Annotated in this window: 12 protein-coding genes; 6 read left to right on the top strand and 6 right to left on the bottom strand. The window is 42.1% G+C overall.

All coding sequences use genetic code 11. The features are described 5' to 3' along the window. Positions 1–274: 274 nt before the first annotated feature. On the bottom strand, positions 275–532 hold the full coding sequence (locus EO93_RS03625) for a hypothetical protein (protein ID WP_048133441.1): 258 nt from the start codon (positions 530–532) through the stop codon (positions 275–277). A 159-nt stretch (positions 533–691) separates the two neighbouring features. After that, positions 692–1885 carry a chromosome segregation ATPase gene (locus EO93_RS03620; RefSeq protein ID WP_235284094.1) on the bottom strand — a complete coding sequence of 398 codons (1194 nt, stop codon included), beginning with the start codon at positions 1883–1885 and terminating at the stop codon, positions 692–694. A gap of 263 nt (positions 1886–2148) precedes the next feature. Here EO93_RS03620 and EO93_RS03615 point away from each other — a divergent pair, with 263 nt between their 5' ends. The 4 genes from EO93_RS03615 to EO93_RS03600 all read left to right on the top strand — a co-directional run bounded on the left by EO93_RS03615 (position 2149) and on the right by EO93_RS03600 (position 7163). Then, positions 2149–3246 carry a winged helix-turn-helix transcriptional regulator gene (locus tag EO93_RS03615; protein ID WP_235284093.1) on the top strand — a complete coding sequence of 366 codons (1098 nt, stop codon included), beginning with the start codon at positions 2149–2151 and terminating at the stop codon, positions 3244–3246. Between the two features lie 616 nt (positions 3247–3862). After that, positions 3863–4366 carry an amino acid-binding protein gene (locus tag EO93_RS03610; protein WP_048133654.1) on the top strand — a complete coding sequence of 168 codons (504 nt, stop codon included), beginning with the start codon at positions 3863–3865 and terminating at the stop codon, positions 4364–4366. Beyond that, a complete protein-coding gene (locus tag EO93_RS03605; RefSeq protein WP_255350194.1) occupies positions 4363–5388 on the top strand; it encodes a homoserine dehydrogenase in 1026 nt (341 codons plus the stop codon). Before EO93_RS03610 ends, EO93_RS03605 begins: the two co-directional genes overlap by 4 nt. 68 nt (positions 5389–5456) lie before the next feature. Continuing rightward, entirely contained in the window at positions 5457–7163 is a 1707-nt protein-coding gene (locus EO93_RS03600; RefSeq protein WP_048161153.1) for an ATP-dependent DNA ligase, read from the top strand. Between the two features lie 130 nt (positions 7164–7293). On the opposite strand, the gene engB is transcribed toward EO93_RS03600, so the two are convergent. The 3 genes from engB to EO93_RS03585 all read right to left on the bottom strand — a co-directional run bounded on the left by engB (position 7294) and on the right by EO93_RS03585 (position 11432). Further along, on the bottom strand, positions 7294–7923 hold the full coding sequence (engB, locus tag EO93_RS03595) for a GTP-binding protein EngB (protein WP_048161152.1): 630 nt from the start codon (positions 7921–7923) through the stop codon (positions 7294–7296). Between the two features lies 1 nt (position 7924). Next, positions 7925–8908 carry a DHHA1 domain-containing protein gene (locus EO93_RS03590; RefSeq protein WP_048161151.1) on the bottom strand — a complete coding sequence of 328 codons (984 nt, stop codon included), beginning with the start codon at positions 8906–8908 and terminating at the stop codon, positions 7925–7927. A 919-nt stretch (positions 8909–9827) separates the two neighbouring features. Then, on the bottom strand, positions 9828–11432 hold the full coding sequence (locus tag EO93_RS03585; protein ID WP_048161150.1) for a BatD family protein: 1605 nt from the start codon (positions 11430–11432) through the stop codon (positions 9828–9830). A 531-nt stretch (positions 11433–11963) separates the two neighbouring features. Between EO93_RS03585 and EO93_RS03580 the strand changes: the two genes are divergently transcribed. Further along, on the top strand, positions 11964–12785 hold the full coding sequence (locus tag EO93_RS03580) for a Nif3-like dinuclear metal center hexameric protein (protein ID WP_200898080.1): 822 nt from the start codon (positions 11964–11966) through the stop codon (positions 12783–12785). Between the two features lie 292 nt (positions 12786–13077). Here EO93_RS03580 and EO93_RS03570 read toward each other — a convergent pair whose 3' ends face one another. Continuing rightward, on the bottom strand, positions 13078–13890 hold the full coding sequence (locus tag EO93_RS03570; RefSeq protein ID WP_048161148.1) for an HD domain-containing protein: 813 nt from the start codon (positions 13888–13890) through the stop codon (positions 13078–13080). Positions 13891–14473: 583 nt separating this feature from the next. On the opposite strand from EO93_RS03570, the gene EO93_RS03565 reads away from it, so the two are divergent. Beyond that, positions 14474–17833 carry a tetratricopeptide repeat protein gene (locus EO93_RS03565; RefSeq protein ID WP_048161147.1) on the top strand — a complete coding sequence of 1120 codons (3360 nt, stop codon included), beginning with the start codon at positions 14474–14476 and terminating at the stop codon, positions 17831–17833. Positions 17834–18345: the final 512 nt, after the last annotated feature.

Here is an 18345-nt window from a genome sequence, read left to right as displayed (position 1 = left end):
AACTGAATGAAAAAACTGAATGAAAGAAACTGAATAAAAGAAACTGAATGAAAAAAACTGAATGAAAAAAACTGAATGAAAAAACAGGATCAATGATATTAATCCTTGAAAAGACGATTTTGAGAAAACGAGAGTAAGAAAAGATATTTTTCAGGTGAGGGTCATCTTTCAATCGAACTTACTCTTATTTTACTTCTTATTCTATTTTCATTTATTATTCTGTTTTCTTCCATCTCACCGTTTTCAGCTACTTTCACTTTTCTTCACTTTAGACTTAAAGTTCTTCAATTACTATTTCTTCCTCAAGGCTTGCATTTTCTAGCAGGTTCTCGAGTTCGGCCATATCAGAGTCAAGTTCCTGTATCTCAGCCTGGGAAAGTCCCATTTCCGAATCTTCTGATATCCCATTCCCTGCCTCGGCAACATTCGGGGCTGTTTCCTCCACTACAGTTGCATCGTTTCCGACGCAACCGGATCCTGCAAGCCAGACAATTAAAGCTGACAGTACAAGCAGGTGAGCGAATTTGACCATTTTCTGCCTCCTTAATTCTCCAATCTATCCTCTGAGAAGTTTTCGGTTCTGTTCCCTGAGCCAATGTTTATTCTCCTTTCGGAGAGGCTTTGTCCCGTTTACAGGAGTGCCGCGTATACAGATAAATTCTTATTAGTATTGTTTATACTTGTGGTATTATTAAGTTTGGTTTCCAATATTGTTATCTACTCTAATATTGTTAACTTCTTCAAAGTTATATTCTTTCAGTTCGTCGAAAATTACTCTGAGTATCTGGTTTGCCTTATTGACATTATTAAGAGATTCACGCAGATAATTGTTTGCCACTTCCAGGTTTTCCCGGGTAGCGTTCTCATCTTCATAAATAGAATCTGCAGCTTCTTTTTTATCCTGAGCAGCTTTTAGATATAAATTATAACTGGTAAGCCTTGTCTCAAGGTCCGCTGTTTTAACACCAGTCTCGTTCAGGCTCTCAATTTCAGTATCAAGTTTTTTAGAGAGATTTCCGGATTTGTTAAGGAATTCCCCTATTTTATGGCTAACAGTCTGTCCTGCGCCTGCCAGGCTGGCCTTCTGCGCATTATTCCATATTCCACGCACGGACCTGACCGTAACTACAAATTCTTGCTGGCTGGAAGCAGTTGCAACTTCGGCCTTTTCAGCCTCAAGCAGTTTTATAGTTTCATCTATGGCAACGATTCTTTCTTCTATTCCATTGCCATTTGAGTGCTGCATGTTGGTTTTTACGTTTTCCAGGTGGACTATCATATAACTAATACTTGAGTTAAGGTAGAGTCCTGTGGCATTTACAGCTTCTTCAGAATTGGGATCAAGTTTTCCTGCTCGAATTTGATTTCTTACCTTAAGGAAGTCCCCTTTTGCTTCCCGGTATTCGTTCTTCTGTAGCTGGAGCTCTTCATGTAGCTGTTTTCTTTCAAGTTTATACGCAGAAATCTTATCTTGATCCTGTGTTCTGACTCTGTCTTGATCCTGCATATTTTCAGGATCGGAATTCTCAGCGCCGTTAGCATCCTCTATACTATCTTTTTCGTTATTTTCTGAACCTGTATTGCCATTGGCATCCTCTATACTATCTTTTTCGTTATTTTCTGGACCTGTATTGCCTTTAGCATCCTCTATACTATCTTTTTCGTTATTTTCTGGATCTGTATTGCCATTGGCATCCTCGACACTGTATTTTTCGCTATTTTCTGAACCTGTTTCTGAACCTGTAGCACTCTCGCCTGCATACTGGATCCCACTTCCATGCTCTGACGAGTCCTTAGTAGCAAGTGATCCTCCAGGCAGTACACAGAATAATATTAATATAAATGTAATATAAGCCAGATATCGAACAATTCTTGATTTTTTCATCTGACTGCCTCCTTTGGCAAGTTAAGATACTGTCATATTAAGATAGGGAGATATAAGCATACTTTTCGGAATAAGACTGATTAATAACAATAAATGGGCTTCCAAGCTTGATAGGATCTTTATTTTCTTGATAAAACTTTAATTTGCCTTCAGTACGTTTTAACTTCTTACAAGGAAAAGTAAAAGATTTATGCTAAAAACCCATTTAAAGCTTCGTGAATTTTAGAAAGCTCTGCAAAATCGCCTGCGTATTCATTTTCCTAATGTGTTTTCAGGGGAACGCACTTGCGGCGACTATTCACGGGACCGTGTATGAGTGGTACAGCTTCAAACCCCTCGAAAACTCAATAGTTGAGATCAACTCTACTCCGGAGCAGTCCTTTGTTGCAACGGATGCTGAATACTCTTTTAACCTTACTCCAGGAACCTACTTGATAACAGCCAATTATTTTGAAGAGGATACTATAGTTTATACGGCTGAAGAAGAAGTTATAGTTTCCGACGAAGGGGAATTCGTTCATGACCTTCTACTTTTCCCTACTTATCAGGAAGATCTTCTTGACCAGGAGGACTTCGAAAATGTTGATCTGGATTTTGAGGAGGCAGAGCCCCAATCTCCGGCAAGTTCGCAAAATAAGGTTAGCTCACAAAATATGGTTTTAACTTTTGCTTTACTTGCAATCTGTATCCTGCTATTGGCTGGTTATTTCGTGAAAAAGGAAAAAAGAAACCCTCCTGAAAAGACAGCAGGCTCCCCGGGGAAAACGGGACATCTAAATGCATCAGAACTAAATGCATCAGAACTAAATGCATCAGAACTAAATGCATCAGAACCACCAGATGCATCAGAACCTGAAAATTTAACAATAGAGGTAGAGACCTCGGAACATGCAAAATCCAATAAAGCAGGTTCTATTGAAGTTTCAGAAACCGACCAGGAGCTTCCTTCATCTCTTAACGTTGAAGAATGGACTGGGAACATATCTGGGACAGAGATGCCCGTGCAGCAAAATGTAAAGCTGGCAGAAGATTCAAAGGTATCTATTAATCCCTCGGAAGAGGAATTTGATTCGTTTAGTCCCGGTGATCTGGAAATCCCTGAAGCAACTCTCCCTGATGATCTGAAAGAGATTATGAGTCTGATTCGAGCTAATGGAAACCGAATTACTCAGAGAGAACTCCGTAAAAAGTCTCCGTATTCGGAATCCAAAGTAAGCCTTATGCTTTCGGATCTTGAAGAACGCGGATTGGTTGAAAAGTTCAAAAGGGGCAGAGGAAACATTATCCGAATTCCTGATGGAGAGGTTATCAAGCAGGGATCCCAGAGCAAGAAGGAGTCAGGAGGAAACGGTACTTTATAAGAAAATGACTCTTTTCTTCACATCTTTTGAAAAACCGTCAATAGCAAACCCCGTAAATAGCAAACTATATAACTGAATTCATCTACTAAGCAGCAGGAAATATTAATAAAAGTTTGAAAGATCTGGCACATGATATTCCTTGATACCCTTTTTGCTCATTTATACATGATTACCTTCTACATTCAATGGAATGCCATTAAATGTAAACTGTATTATCATGGTAAAAATCAGGGCAAATATCTCTCAAAGATAAGGCTGACGGAAATTTAGTGTCAGAATAAAGATCTTAAGGGTCAGAATAAAGAATTACAGAATAGAAGTAACGAATTATAAAATCATAACACATGAATTAAATTTATAATATCTGATTCGCCAGCAGATGGGTTATCAATAAGTTATGAAATCAGCTTTAAACAGTATAATTTGAGCCGGTGTCCATATGCTGATATATTATTATAACCTTGACAGTGAGCTGACTGAATTAGATTACTGGATATTAAATTTAATACATTTATTAATTTGATATATTTATTAAATTGATACATTTATTAAATTAATATATTATTACTTAAACTTCATATCTAATCTAATTATTATAAATTGCATGAGGGACAGTATGCGAGTTTCCATGGACATTGAATTAAAAGATGTGCCCGGGCAGATGCTTTTAGCCCTCCAGCCTCTTTCGGAATTTAAGGCTAACCTGATAACTGTTTTACACCACCACCAGAAGCGGACCCCCAGAAAAACAGTTCCTGTACAGCTTGTACTTGAGATAAAGCCTGAGAACATCGGAGCAATAAAAGCAAAGCTTGAGGAAAACGGGATAAAAGTCGTAAGGGTTGGAGAACACCGTTTCAGAGAGAGCATAAATGTAGTCCTTATAGGGCACGTGGTCCATACAGGGATCCAGGATACGATTGATGAAATTGACAAGACCGGGTTTGCGGAGGTAGTTGACATCTCGCTATCCATGCCGGGTATTAATCTGCTTTCTTCAGCTCTGATCAGAATCGATGCTGTGGGTAAAGAGGATCTGCAAAAGGCGCTTGACATCCTTAAAAAAGTCTCGGTAAGAAAAGACCTGCTTATGGTTCTTCCAATAGACATCCATGCCTGAAAAAACATAGGAGATTTGAAAACATGAAAACAGTGCGCTGCTCTATTCTAGGATTTGGTGCAATTGGACAGGGTGTAGCCGAGGTACTCCTTATGAAAAAAGAGTATCTGGAAAGTATCGGGCTGGAAGTTCTGGTGGTTGCGGTTGTGGATTCTAAAGGGGCTACTGTTAACCCCGACGGAGTGGATCTAGCCGACTGCCTTTCCCGCAAGAGGACAGGGGGCACGGTTGCCATAGATAAGCTCACAGGTGTTGAGGTTATAAGGTCCGTAGACCATGAGCTGGTAATCGAAACCACTCCTACAAATATTGTCACTGGAGGAGCAGGTCTTCAGAACATGATTGCAGCTTTCGAGATCGGCAAAGATGTTATTACCTCCAATAAAGGACCTCTTACCCTGAAGTACAGGGAACTGATGGAAGCTGCGAAAGCAGCCGGATCAAACTTCAGGTTCGAAGCTACAGTCGGCGGCTCCATGCCCATTATTAATCTGGCAAATGAAGTCCTTGCTGGAAATAAACTCCGAAGCATCAAAGGAATTCTTAACGGGACCTGTAACTATATCCTCACCAGAATGCTTGAGGAAAGGGCAAGTTATAAAGATATTCTTGCCGAGTCCATGGAACTCGGAATTGCCGAAACCGATCCGACATATGACGTTGAAGGAATTGATACGGCCTGCAAACTGGTAATTCTTGCCAATTCAATTTTCGGGCTTGATGCGACATACAGGGACGTTGAGGTTACAGGAATCACGAAGATCACGCCTGAGGCCCTGGAAATGGCTTATGAAAGAGGGCATGTGATAAAGCTTATAGGAGAGGTCAGCAGGGAAAGAATACATGTTGCTCCCAGGCTTGTGCCTATCAACCATCCACTCGCTGTAAAAGGCACCCTTAATGTGGCTTCTATAGACACTGAGCTTGCAGGAGAAATTACGGTTACAGGCAAAGGCGCAGGTCCGATCGAAACAGCAAGCGCAGTTCTCAGTGACCTGGTTGCAATTTACGGAAATCGATAAGTACTGGAAATATCGGCCTTCAGAGACCAGAATCTGAAAAAACATAAAACGAAAAAGCTGCGTGGACCATGACAAGCTTCAGGGAATTTGCAGAAACCTGCCAGACGATTGAAAAAATATCGAGCACTATAGAAACTACAAATAAGGTTGCTGACCTTCTCAAAAAGGTTGACGTCGAAGAGCTGCCTCTTGCAACTCACTTTATTATGAGTGAGGTTTTTCCTGCCTGGAGTGGGGAGCAGCTCGGGATTGGCACAAGCCTGCTTTATGTTTCCCTTTCCAAAGCCTCAGGTATGTCTGTACAAAGTATAGAATCTCTTATCCGGACCACTGGAGACATCGGGGATACCGCACTTCTTATCCTTAAAGAAAAGCGAAAGAATCAGGTGACATTTTCTTCTTTCCTCGAAGAGCAGCCAGAGCTTTCAATAACTGAGGTTTACCAGCGTTTCAAGACCGCATCCGAAGCTTCCGGCAAAGGTTCACAGGACGTTAAGGTCAGAAACCTTCAGTTTCTATTTACTTCATCAACCCCGAGGGAAGCAAAATACATCTCCAGGCTTGCACTTGAGGAACTCCGCATAGGAGTAGGGGAAGGAGTTGTAAGGGATGCCATTGCAAAAGCCTTTTCCGTCCCTGCAGATGTAGCAGAACATGCCTTTATGGTCACAAACGACCTCGGGATAGTGGCTGCAACTGCCAAGAAAGGTGGGGTAAAAGCCCTCGAAAGTCTCGGGATCGAAATTAACCGTCCCATAAAGATGATGCTTTCGCAGATCAGCCCTGATATAGATGCCGATATCAGGGATATGAAGGAAGCTGCAATTGAGTGGAAATTCGACGGGGCAAGAGTCCAGATCCACAAGAGTGGAAATTCGGTTACTCTTTTTTCCCGAAAGCTTGAAAACGTCACAAATTCCCTCCCTGACCTTGTCGAAATAGTCCGGAAACATGTAAAGGCTGAATCCGCAATCCTTGATGGGGAAGCCGTTGCAGTAGATGAAAATGGGAGGCCTAAAGCCTTTCAGGAGATCCTTAAGCGTTTCAGGCGCAAGTACGATGTTGAAGAAAAAATGCTCGGAATTCCTATCCAGCTCAACCTCTTTGACATCATGTACCTGAACGGCAGAACCCTGATTGATCTCCCTCTTGTTGAGCGGCGAAAAGCGCTTGAATCCTGCGTGGAGAGCTCCGTTGAGGACTCAAAATCCATCTGCGTGGACGAGCAGGTGATAACCGGAGACCTCGAGGTTGTGGAAAAAATCTACAGGGAAGCCTTAAGAGCCGGGCACGAAGGCGTCATGGTCAAAAATCCTAACTCATTATATTCCCCCGGCAAGCGCGGTAAAAACTGGCTGAAGAAAAAACCCCTTATGGAAACCCTTGACCTTGTGATCGTGGGGGCAGAATGGGGCTTTGGGCGCAGGGCAAACCTGATAGGCTCGTATTCAGTTGCCTGCTACGATCCCGAGACTTTACGCTTCCTGCAGGTTGGCAAGGTGGGTACGGGTCTTACCGATGAGCAGCTCAAAGAACTTACAGAGATGCTCTCAGGGCTAATGGAAAGCGGAGAAGCCGGAGGGGTATTTGCCATAAGGCCGAAGGTTGTTCTGGAAATCGCCTTTGAGGAAATCCAGAAAAGCCCCAACTACGACTCGGGCTTTGCACTTCGTTTTCCCCGCTTCATCCGTATCCGGGACGATAAAGACCCCGAAGAAGCAGATACAATCCAGCGGATCGGGCGCGTCTACAGCCAGCAGCTGAAAAGGCTCTGAAAGGCTTATCTCCACTATATTTTGAAAGATTAGTTAGAGTAAGCAAAATAATTGAGTTAAAACAGAACGGGTAAAACAGAACTGTTTAAAATATGCTGTTAAAAATTAATGTGGCCTGTTTAAGGATGGATCAAACATACTTGAACAGGTCGTCCCTTTTCATTTCGTGCAGCCTATCCCGGAGAAGTCCCTTTAAGGCTTTCAAATCTCCTTTTTTAGCACTTATAGGAGCGATGATATGCTTCCAGTTCTGCCATGGAGGCTCAAGTCCGAGACGAACTGAAACCTCGTCAAGGAGATAGTCATATTCGTCTGCTTTTACTTTGTCCATCTTGTTTGTAGCAACGATTGTGTCAATCCCGAGTTCCCTCATGAAATCAAACATTTCAACGTCGATAGGAATCTGGTTCCTTGAATCCCAGCGGTCGACTACTTCCGGGAAAGCCGGGCCGTCTATTACAAGGACCCCGAGTTTGATCCTTTCGGCATTCTTTTCGATATAGCGTACTGTCTGGTCTTTTACAATATCCTGTTTCCGGTCTTTCACTCCGCTCATGAAGCCGAAGCCCGGCATATCCGTGATAAGAAGGTCTGACGCCTGGGCGTGTATGGGACGCAGGGTAACGCCTGGGCGTCTCCCAACCCTTACTTTTGCTCCGAAGATCTCCCTGAGAAGGGAGGACTTGCCCACATTTGAGCGCCCTACAAAAATAATCTCAATATTTACGCCGTGTTCAGCTGCAGTCTTGCTGGTTTCCATTTTATTTTACCTCACTTGCTTCCCCGAGTCTGACATCGAAAGCCCGGAGGAAAACCTCCAGCGAATCTTCGGGGATGCGCGCTCCTGCTGCAACAGGGTGCCCGCCGCCGCTTCCTCCAAACTTAGGTGCAACCGAGCGAAGGATACGATTTACATCCACATTTCCGCGGGAACGTATGCTAAGATCATACACGCCTTTTCTCTCACGGTACTCGGCTGCAATTCCCACTTCTCTCTGGCCGTAGGAGGCTGCATAGATCGCTGCCTTTGAAATAGAGTTATTCGTATTTACAATATACGCACTGTTTTTCAGGACTTTCACGTTTTCTTTAACAAAAAGCCGGGTTTTCTCTTCATTAATTGCAGCTTCCCTGGCAAGCTCGAGCAGGTCAGGTATATTTGAAGGAATTACGTCCTGTGATAGGGGTTCAATCAGGGTTCTTTTAAACTCGTATTCTTTTCCTTTCTGGAGTATTGCCTGGATCAGGGCTCCAGCCTGGAAATAGAGGCTTCTTTTGTCCCAGTCTCTTACCCAGCTCTTTACACAGGGCGTGTTGTCACAGAAGTCCCCTATAGCCCCGTAGATTGCTACCCTCCGCATTTCCGGGCTCAGAAGCTCTTCAAAGACCCTGTAGGTGAGCTCTGAGGCACATACTCCCGTATCGTGATAAAACCAGTCTTCTTTTCTGCATCTTTCCGGAAGGGGATGGTGATCTATGTAGTGTAGGTTGCATTCTTCCGCAAGTTCCTCAAGTGTTGAGAGGAGTTCCGAGCAGTGCCTTTCCTCGATTGCAATATCGCAGATTATAAGATTCTCAACGTCCTCAATGAGATCTAACGTATCGAGAAGGCTGACCGGACTTGTAAAGTAGATATATGCGTCCGGATAGGCACTTTTTGCAATTGCCCCTGAACATATCCCGTCAGAGTCTCCGTGGGTCAGGATCAGGGTTTTTGCTTTAGGCTGGTTCTGGAGTTCTTTCATGTTTTGATTCCGTTTTCTTCTTTTAGAAGGTATATTTTTGTTTTGATCTCTTTTTAAGGCGTCTGATTTTTGAATTTCATTCAACGGTTTTATGAAAGTTCTACGTTCTAATTGTTAATTTTATCTTTTTATTCTAATGAGCTGACAGTTCTGATCGACTGGTGGACCTATTCCGGAATCCCTGAGGAAATCTTTCAGTTCTCTCTTTCTGCGCCGCACTGGACCTGAGCCAGCCGTCAGCCAGATAATAAGTGCCCGACAAAACAACACCGCAATAAAGAGAAACAATACATTGGAGAAATGCCCCAGGGACTGAGAGAATACTTCCCTTAATCCCGGAAACTGATTTTCAATTCACAGGTAAATACAAGCGCCTCCGCCAGCTTGTCTGGCGGCCCTGAAAAAAAAGAGGGAAATAAAAAAGAGATTTGACAAAGAGTGTTTTTCAGGTAGAATTTGATTTGTTCTTTTTTGTTGGGTCTTACGGTTTCCTCGATATTACGTTTTCCTTGATAGTTTTTGCTTGCTGACTTTTATTTTCGATCTTCTTTTCGGGCTTTTTTGCTGGAAAGAACGCTCTCCTGCGTCGAGCTTAACAAGAAATACATAATAAAGCAAATGACGTAGTATGGGTCAGAGATATTGTAACTTGTTCCTCTTGAGTGGAGCCCAGTAGTATAACCCATAGATTAGAACAGCAGCAATATGGCTACAAAGGAAAATGTGTATGGATTGGTTCACAGGGCATATAGTGAGCCATGTGGAGAATCTGAAAGACAAGTAAAAAGGGTGCCATGCAAAAAAATTAATGATTGAAGATGCTGGTTTTAGCAGTCAGATAAGTGTAGTGGGCAGGGCGGAAAAGGATGCTCCGGAAAACCCGGAAGCATCCGGAATAATATTTGACTTTTATAGTCATTCAGTTGCTTCTCTTTCTCAGGAGCCCTGTTCCCGCCAGAAGCCCTGTTACAGCAAGTATGGAACCGAATCCAGGGGTATCTCCATAATCTTCTTCCGTCCCGCCGGTTTGTGTCTGGCTTGCAGGTTCATTTTTCTCCTGGTTGGATCCGGTTGTCCCTTCCGGCTGTGAGCTGCTTCCTTCAAGGGTCATTGGCGTTCCTACATAAACAACGGGAGTTTCTGAGTTGACCTCTCCTGAATATTTATCGAGATCGAGGAAAGTTGCTTTGCAGGCAGGAAGCTGGACTTCTCCTTCTTTGTGCATCTGCAGGATGTAAGTGATTGTCTTTGAGCTGCCGCTTCCAAGTACCTGCTTGAAACTCGTTTCTCCACTTATTAATTTGGCCTCGGAGGGCACGACGTCGGTTACTGTTACACTTGCATCAACATTTCCAGTGTTCTTTGTAGTGACCGTTACAGTCAGTTCGTCTCCGGGGTTTAGCTGCTGTTTGTCAACCTTTTTCGTAATTTCAATATAAGGCCCGTAAATTTTTATCGTATCCGACTTCTCGGAATCCACTTTCCCGCTCTGCCCGTTTGCAAGGGTGAAAGTAGCTGTGGTTTTCGGGACGGTAAAGCTCCCTGGTCTTTCCGGAACGAGGGTATACTCAAAAACCTTTTCAGCCACTTCTCCGGCTTTCAGGGAAAGTGTCTTTTCAAGGGATACACTTTCTTTAAGGTGCATTCCGGAAACAATCTGATCTTTGAGGTCGATATTGTTTATGTCGCATAGCCCTCCGTTCCGAACAGTGACTGAAACATATACCTGTTCCTCCATATGGCGCTCTTGCGTAGCACTCTTCGAAACAATGAGGTCCCATTTTTTTTCGACTTTTATACTTTTGGAACCTTCGTGTTCATACTTATTGCCCTTGAAGTCTTCGCATGTGGTTTTTGCAGTTATCTTGAAATTTGTATCTTCCCAGGGAGTGGGCGTTTTCAGTGTGAGAGTAATGGGCTCAACAGTCTCATCTTTGAGGATCTTTGTGTATGTGTATTTTGTTTTTCCACTAAGTACTTCTAACCCGGCGGTATCAACAGTCAGCACAACGTTTTCAGCCTTTGCTTTCCCGTTATTTTTAACTGTTATCGTTACATCGATTCTGCCATCCCCTGTAGATTTAGAATCGTATGTATCTTTTTTAGTTTCGATCTTTATGTCAAAACCTGGTTTTCCTCTTACAAGAACATCCAGTTCAGCATATGGATTCCAATTTCCGGTCTTGAATTCCTTTCCATCTTTGGTAAGTATTTCATAATTCGGATTTACACTCTGGGCATAAACCTTTATCTCATCATTATATTCAAATTCCAGACCTGCCGTAAGAGGACATGTCTTTAATTTTTCCCCACCCTTTGAAATCGAAACGAAAACCATCTTATCTTCGTTGAAATCCTCTGCTTTTATTTCATACCCGTCTACGGTTATTGTACTTCCCCAATATAGTTTTGCATTATTCTGTTTCTCCACCCACTCCACTTCATCTGCCGCAAAAGCGGCCATTGAGAGGCCGGAGAAGATAAAAACGGCAAGTAATACGATCAGTGCAATCCTTTTAGCCATGGTTACCTTCCTTGATTTTTATTATGTTTATATCGGGCCCGGGCAATGGAAACGTACATTTTGCGTTTCTGTGAAATTTGCGGCTTGATCAATATTTTATATATTTATATATTTTTATTTTTTAGGTGATATTCTACAACAGCCGTATTATTTTTATGCGTAGCATAGTCTTCGCCCCAGCCCACTCCCTCTTAAATAATTAGTTTCAGGTCCCTATTTTCAATAATGTATTTATAAATATACATTTTATAAGTTTATCCATCTCTTCAAAATATCTTAAGTAAATCTCTATAAATTATCTTCACATATTCTATTTTAATTTTTGCTAATGATTTCGCAAATTTTGATTGAAAGAGGACCTCCTTTAGAATGGAATCTTTGTTCTGTTGATGAGCTTTTAGTTTATGAATGAAGTTTTAACTCAGGGCTGGGATTAAATGTCATAAACACTTAATCTGAATTCTGGCAATTAGAATTCTGACTGGCGAAAACGAGTACTTTTAAATTTTCCGGTTTCCGGAGGTTTTTTCCATGAAACTTAGTGAAATTGTGCATATCCTTGAAGAGATAGCTCCACCTGAGCTTGCTGATGACTTTGATACAGGTAGAATTGGTTTGATCCTTGGTCTTGAGGATGATGTGAACAGGATAGCAGTTGCCCTGGATGCAAACTCCTACGTTCTTAAAAAAGCGGCAGAAATGAGGGCAGACATGCTGATTACTCATCATACCCTTATCTTTCATCCGGTAAATATAATTTCAAAGCCTCTGGCAGCATCCCTCAGGATTGCTCTTGAAAACGGGATCTCCCTTTACAGCATGCACACTAATTACGACAGAGCTGAAGGAGGAATTAATGATGTTCTTGCCACCCGCCTGGGGCTCAAAAATATCCGGACTTCAGAAATCGGAAGGATAGGGGAAATCGAACCGTGTTCCTCAGCTGAACTGGCAGCCCATGTTTCGGATTGTCTGCAGACCCCCGTTATGTACGCCGGAGAAAAGGATGAAATCAGTAAGGTGATGGTTATAGGGGGTAGCGGCTTTCGGAACGAATATCTTGAAATCGCCAGGGAAAACGGAGTTGATGCCTTTATCTCATCCGAACTTAAGCATGACATCCTCCGAACGCACGAAGATCTCTGCCTGATTGATGCAACCCATTATGCTACGGAGAACCCGGGTATGGAAGCCCTATGTTCCAGGCTGCGCAAGCTTCCTGGAATTGAGGTGGAATTCATTGACCAGCCTTCCGGACTCCTGGCGGTTAACTGCAGGCTTGACAAAAATAAAGTTGCACTCGATCTGAACGAAGGAAAGGAGGCCTGTAAACAGGAAGAAACCGGGAAGTAATCTCTTGAATCCATGCTTGAAGAACAGTCAAGAAACCAGATACGTTCAGATTACCGGCGCAGCCTTGGAAATGAATATCGCAGAAGATACCTTGAATAAGCTACTTCAACTTCAATCAATACTACTTCAATCAATGCTACTTCAACCAATGCTACTTCAACCAATATATCCTGTATATGTTTCAATCATAAATTTCAATGAGGTACCGTATATGGTATCTCAAATACCCCGGGCAATTTATTTCAAACAGATTTTTTTAGGAGTCCATCTGTTTAATACTTAATTTCCGGTTTTATGTTTTACTGTTGCAGTATCGGGTTTCTGATTCTATTGCATTCAAATAGTTTTCAAAATGCCTTCTCAAAATGCCCGTTTCTTTTGTTTCAGGAAGTGAGGCCATTATTGCCTCCAGATATCCGTACTCTTTAAGAATAGAATAAGTTGCAGGAAAATTTATGTCAAAAATCCAGCTCAGACGAAGAAGTTTTACGTCGTTTCTGTTTTTCATATCTCCAATTCTTGCCATTCTGTTATTCAGGATCTCTGATACTATGGGTTCCGAATACCCCTGAGCATCTGGCAGATATAGTTCAAGCGCCGGGTTCCTGCATCCCTCTTCTGCATATTCTTCACTGGCAAGCCTCAGGATGTCAATCTTGTCTGCATCCCTTATCAGCCTGGAGAAAAAATAAAGTTTACTGCAGGTCTCTACATTTTCTGGAATTTCCATCAGGTTGTGATATTCTATAGCTTTCAGGATGAGGTTTTCTTCTTCTCCGGAAAGGCGGGAGAGAACTCTTTCTTTATTCAGAATATTTACGCCCAGAATCGCATGATTTTCCGATTCTGAATCTCTGAACGTTTTGTATTTAATGAACTGCTCAAAACGACCCAGGTCATGAAACAGGGCTATTGCTTCGGCAAGCATGCATTCCTTTTCGCTGATTTTCGTCGATTTTGCAAGTAAAAGGATATTTTCACAAACTCTTCCCGTGTGTTCGATCTTTAGCTCAAGATTTTCCTGGATGAAAGAGTCGGGAGAAAATAATCTGTTCACATACTCGAAAAACCATCTCCGAAAATAAACCAGGTCTTCTTTCTGCATGCTTCTGCAATAAGAAATGTTGAGGTATATACTTTATGCATATCTTGCAGATTTTGTACTGAAAAGGTTTTTGTTTAAATAATAATATTAATTACTCCGGACAATTATGAGATAATTATAGTTTCCTTCAAGATAATAACTTTGCAATTTACCGGAACCCAATCCTTACCTGTAAACACCGTGACTATCTGCTATAAATTCAACGTTTTCCTGTGAATTGAACAGTTATCTGCAAACCAAACACCCAAAAAAATATGACCACAATATGAGATTTATAAATTAGTAAAAACTGATAATTCTCATATTAATCCGGTAGTCCCTTTTTAAACTGCATTAATTATATATGGAAGGAGCTCTTCAAATTAAATGAGTATCTACTGGAAAGTTATAGGAAGAAATCCGGTTCGAACTGGGTAAATTCTCTTCGGGGGAAACAAAAGGAATTTGTACAGTGACTTTTATCTCTGGATGTTCTCGTTTACATCATTTAGGAAACTACATATCAGAGTGATCTTAGATGATACTGATAGACTGCTTATGAAAATTTTCCACAGGAACTCATTAGAATGAATCGGGGTATTTAATGAGCTCAATTAAAAAAACTTCTTTGATCGTTTGTTCTTTCATTCTTCTGGCCTTTGTTTCATCTTTTACCTCAGGTTTTTTACCTGCAGCGGAAGCAGCTGAAAGCCAGACAAATATTGTAGGAGATAACTTCCCTGCTGCTATTCCCACTCTTGAAGAGGTACTTGCGCAGCACCCGGCTTCTGTAGAAGGCCTGTTAAGTAAAGGCAATGAACTTTATTCTCTCAATGAATATGAGCTTTCCATAGGATGCTTTGAAGATGCACTTGAAATGGACTCTAACTCGTCAATGGCATGGTATGGAAAAGGATGTGCTCTGACCGCGTTGGAGAGATACGAAGAATCAATTGACTGCTACGACAGGGCTATTGAAACCTTCCCGGTTTCTTCCGGGGTCTGGTATGAAAAAGGCAATGAGAACCTTCTGACACAAAATTATGTCGAAGCTGTCAATTGTTACGAGAAAAGTCTCGCTACGGATAATTATCTTTCCAGAGTCTGGTTCCAGAAAGCCCTTGCTTCTGAGAAACTCAGCCTTGACCAGGAGGCTTTAGCCTCTTATGAGAGTTCAATTGAACGTGGATCCAACTCTTCCGAAACTCTGAAAATGCAGGGAAAGGCTTATGCCGGGCTTGAAAAATACGACGAAGCAATGAGCTGTTTTGAAAGAGCTCTTAACATTACTCCTGACGATTTTGACCTCTGGACTCAGAAAGGAATAATGTATGATATGTCCGGGGATTATGAAGCTGCAATACAGTGTTACGATCAGGCTATCTCCCTTAATCCTGACCTTGTGGAGGCCTGGTATAATAAAGGCGTAAACCTTGAGAGGATGGAGATGTATCAGGATGCCCTGACCTGCTATGAATTTGTCCTCCTTTCAGAGCCTGAAAACTTTAGTGCCCTGCAGAAGAAAGGTCTCTGTCTCGAACAGCTTGGTAGAAATGAAGAGGCTCTGCAGTGTTATGACCAGATACTCATTTATAGTCCTGATAACTCTGAAGCTTGGCATAGCAAAGGCTCTATACTTGATAAAATGGGAAAGTACGATGATGCAATAGTCTGCTATGATAGAGCTCTTAACCCCAATGCAGGAATTGCGATAGAAGAGGCTGGAGATGCTGTACTCGGAAAGCTTAATGCCTACGATTCTTCACTTGCCAGTTATTCTGAAGTTCCCGAGTTTAAATCTCCTGCAGTTAAAATCTGGTACGATAAAGGGCTGGCTTTTGATAAACTTGAGAACTACGAATCTGCTCTTGAGTGCTATAATCGGATTCTTGAGACCGAATCAGATCATGCAGTGATCTGGTACTTAAAAGGTCAGGACCTTGACAGACTTAACAGGTACGAAGAAGCCGCTGACTGCTACGATAAAGCCCTTAAACTGGATTCAGGATATGCTAAAGTCTGGTATAGAAAAGGATATGATTCTTCAAAACTCGAACAATACAAAGATGCCGTAAAAAGTTATAATAAAGCCACCGATCTTAATGGAAATTACACACTTGCATGGTACGGCAAAGCTTTTGCCCTGGCAAAAATAGGGGAATATGAAAATGCTCTTGTGTGCTATGATAGAGTTCTTGCCGTTGCCCCTGATAGTGCTGAAATCTGGTACAACAAAGGTCTTCTCCTTGATCAGCTCGAAAGATACCAGGAAGCTTCAGATTGCTACAGTCAGGCTCTCCAGATAAATTCAGGGTATTCTATTGCCCGTTTCAGATTGAACAAGGATATGGAAGTATTATCCGGAAACTCGACTTCCAGGTCAGTTGAAGGTAATAGGCTGGATGTCAGCCCACAAAGGACAATTTCAGGAGGTTTCTGGTCTTACCTTCTGGGCTACAAGTATGCAAGTCCAGAAGAGAGCTCGGATTTTTCAGGGAGCTTTAACGCCCTGAGTCCGGAATTCAGTTACGATTCCGCATGGTACGGCAAAGCTTCAACATACAGCAAACTTGAGATGTACGAGGATGCACTTTATTCTTACGAAATGACTCTTAAGATTAATCCTGTACGCACCGAGGCCTGGTATGAGAAAGGCTCTGCCCTTGACAAACTCGGAAGAGGCGAGGAAGCTCTGGAGTGTTACAAAAAAGCCCTTGATATTGACCCTCAGTCGAGCAATGCCTGGTATGGGATAGCTTCTACATCGAGCACCCTTGGAAGATCAGAAGAAGCAGTTGCTTACTACGATCAGTTACTTGCTCTTAATTCCAGTGATCCTGAAGCCCTTCAGGGAAAATCTCTGGCCCTTGTAAGCCTTGGCAGGTACGAAGAAGCAGTTTCCTGTTTCAATCCTCTTCTTGAACTTGAGCCGGAAAATATAGAGGCTCTGGAGGGTCGAGCTTTTGCTTTAGCCAGATCCGGAAGGCAGGAAGCGGCTCTGGAGGATTACGACAGAATCATGCAACTTGATCCTGCTAATTCAAAGGTGCTGGCTGAGAAAGCTTCTTTGTATGAAGAACTTGGCAGGTATGAGGAAGCTGCTTCAACCTATGGGGAGATTCTCCGGATTACGCCCGAAAACAGAGAGATAATGTACCGTCAGGGCAAGGCTCTGGAAGCGATGGGAGATTTCGAAGCAGCAATCGCCTGTTATGATCAGATTCTTAAGCTGGACCCGACAAATGTTGATGCGATTAATAACAAGGGTTTTGTTTTCTCTAAAATGGAGAGATATCAGGAAGCAATTGCCAGCTATGACAAAGCCCTTGAGTATGCTCCAGACAATGCTGCAGCCTGGTACTTCAAAGGATGCGCTTATTTCGCAATAAGCAGTAACAATGCTGCCCTTGAATGCTTTAATAAAGTGGTACAATTTAAACCAGACTGCATAACGGCATGGTACAACCAGGGGTATCTATACAATGTAATGGGGGACGTTAATGAGTCAGTCAATTCTTATGACGGTGCTCTTAAAATCAACCCCAATGCACCTTCTGCCCTTTATAACAAGCGTTTTGCCCACTACCGTATAAAGGAATACGAGGAGGCTTCGGTATATAAGGCAAGGCTTGATGCTGTTGATCCTGGCTTTGTGGCAGCCCTTCAGAATAGGGGAACCCGCATCTTCCTTCCCGAAACATACAGAGGCGACCTTAACTATCCGCTGCCTGCAAGATGGTATGGTGGAGAAGAAAATATTTCTGAAAACGTTAGTGTAAACATGACTGAAATTTATCAGCAGTTAAACAACACTTCCTCTGAACAAGGTGAGGAATATGATAACGCTGATGAAACTACTGACGATTATGATGACACCGGGTACTGGTATATTCCTGAACCTGACGACGATCAGAAAACTGATAATAGTGAAGACTGGTATGTTCCGGAACCCGACGAGGTTTAAGGTTTAAAATAAGGTAAAAATAATGAATTATTCCGGTATGCGTGTAAGGTTTCAGGCATACCGGTAAACTTTTTCTAAAGAAACCAGATCAAAATTATTCCTGTCAGCAGTTTTTCGGTACCTTTTTTGTGTAACTTTAATTCTTTTTGCTGAAGCTGATTTTTCTTCAATTAATACAGCTTGATGGTCTTTGTTGATCGGTTGATATCCTTCTCTAATCTGAGCCCCTCCCCAAAATAAAAGAGAAGAGTATACATAGCCCGTGTGGTCTCAGTATAGTATTCCTCACGGGCGGAGAATTCGTCCTATTTTTTGGTATGTTGGTAAGATTGGGGCTAAATAAAGTTCTTTGAACAGATCCTTCTCACAGATTAATATAGCAATTTTTTTAACAATTGAAGAAGTACTGTTAAACTAGTGTCTTAGAAACTTAATTATGGTGCATAATATTTAGACATTTTCTCATCAGCAACTTTTCTCGTAAACTTCCAGTTGATCTTATTTTCATGTTC

It is taken from the genome of Methanosarcina sp. 1.H.A.2.2, assembly GCF_000979975.1.
Lineage (GTDB): Archaea > Halobacteriota > Methanosarcinia > Methanosarcinales > Methanosarcinaceae > Methanosarcina.
The sequence above is the reverse complement of the archived record's forward strand: the minus strand, read 5'-3'. Positions and strand labels throughout refer to the sequence as shown.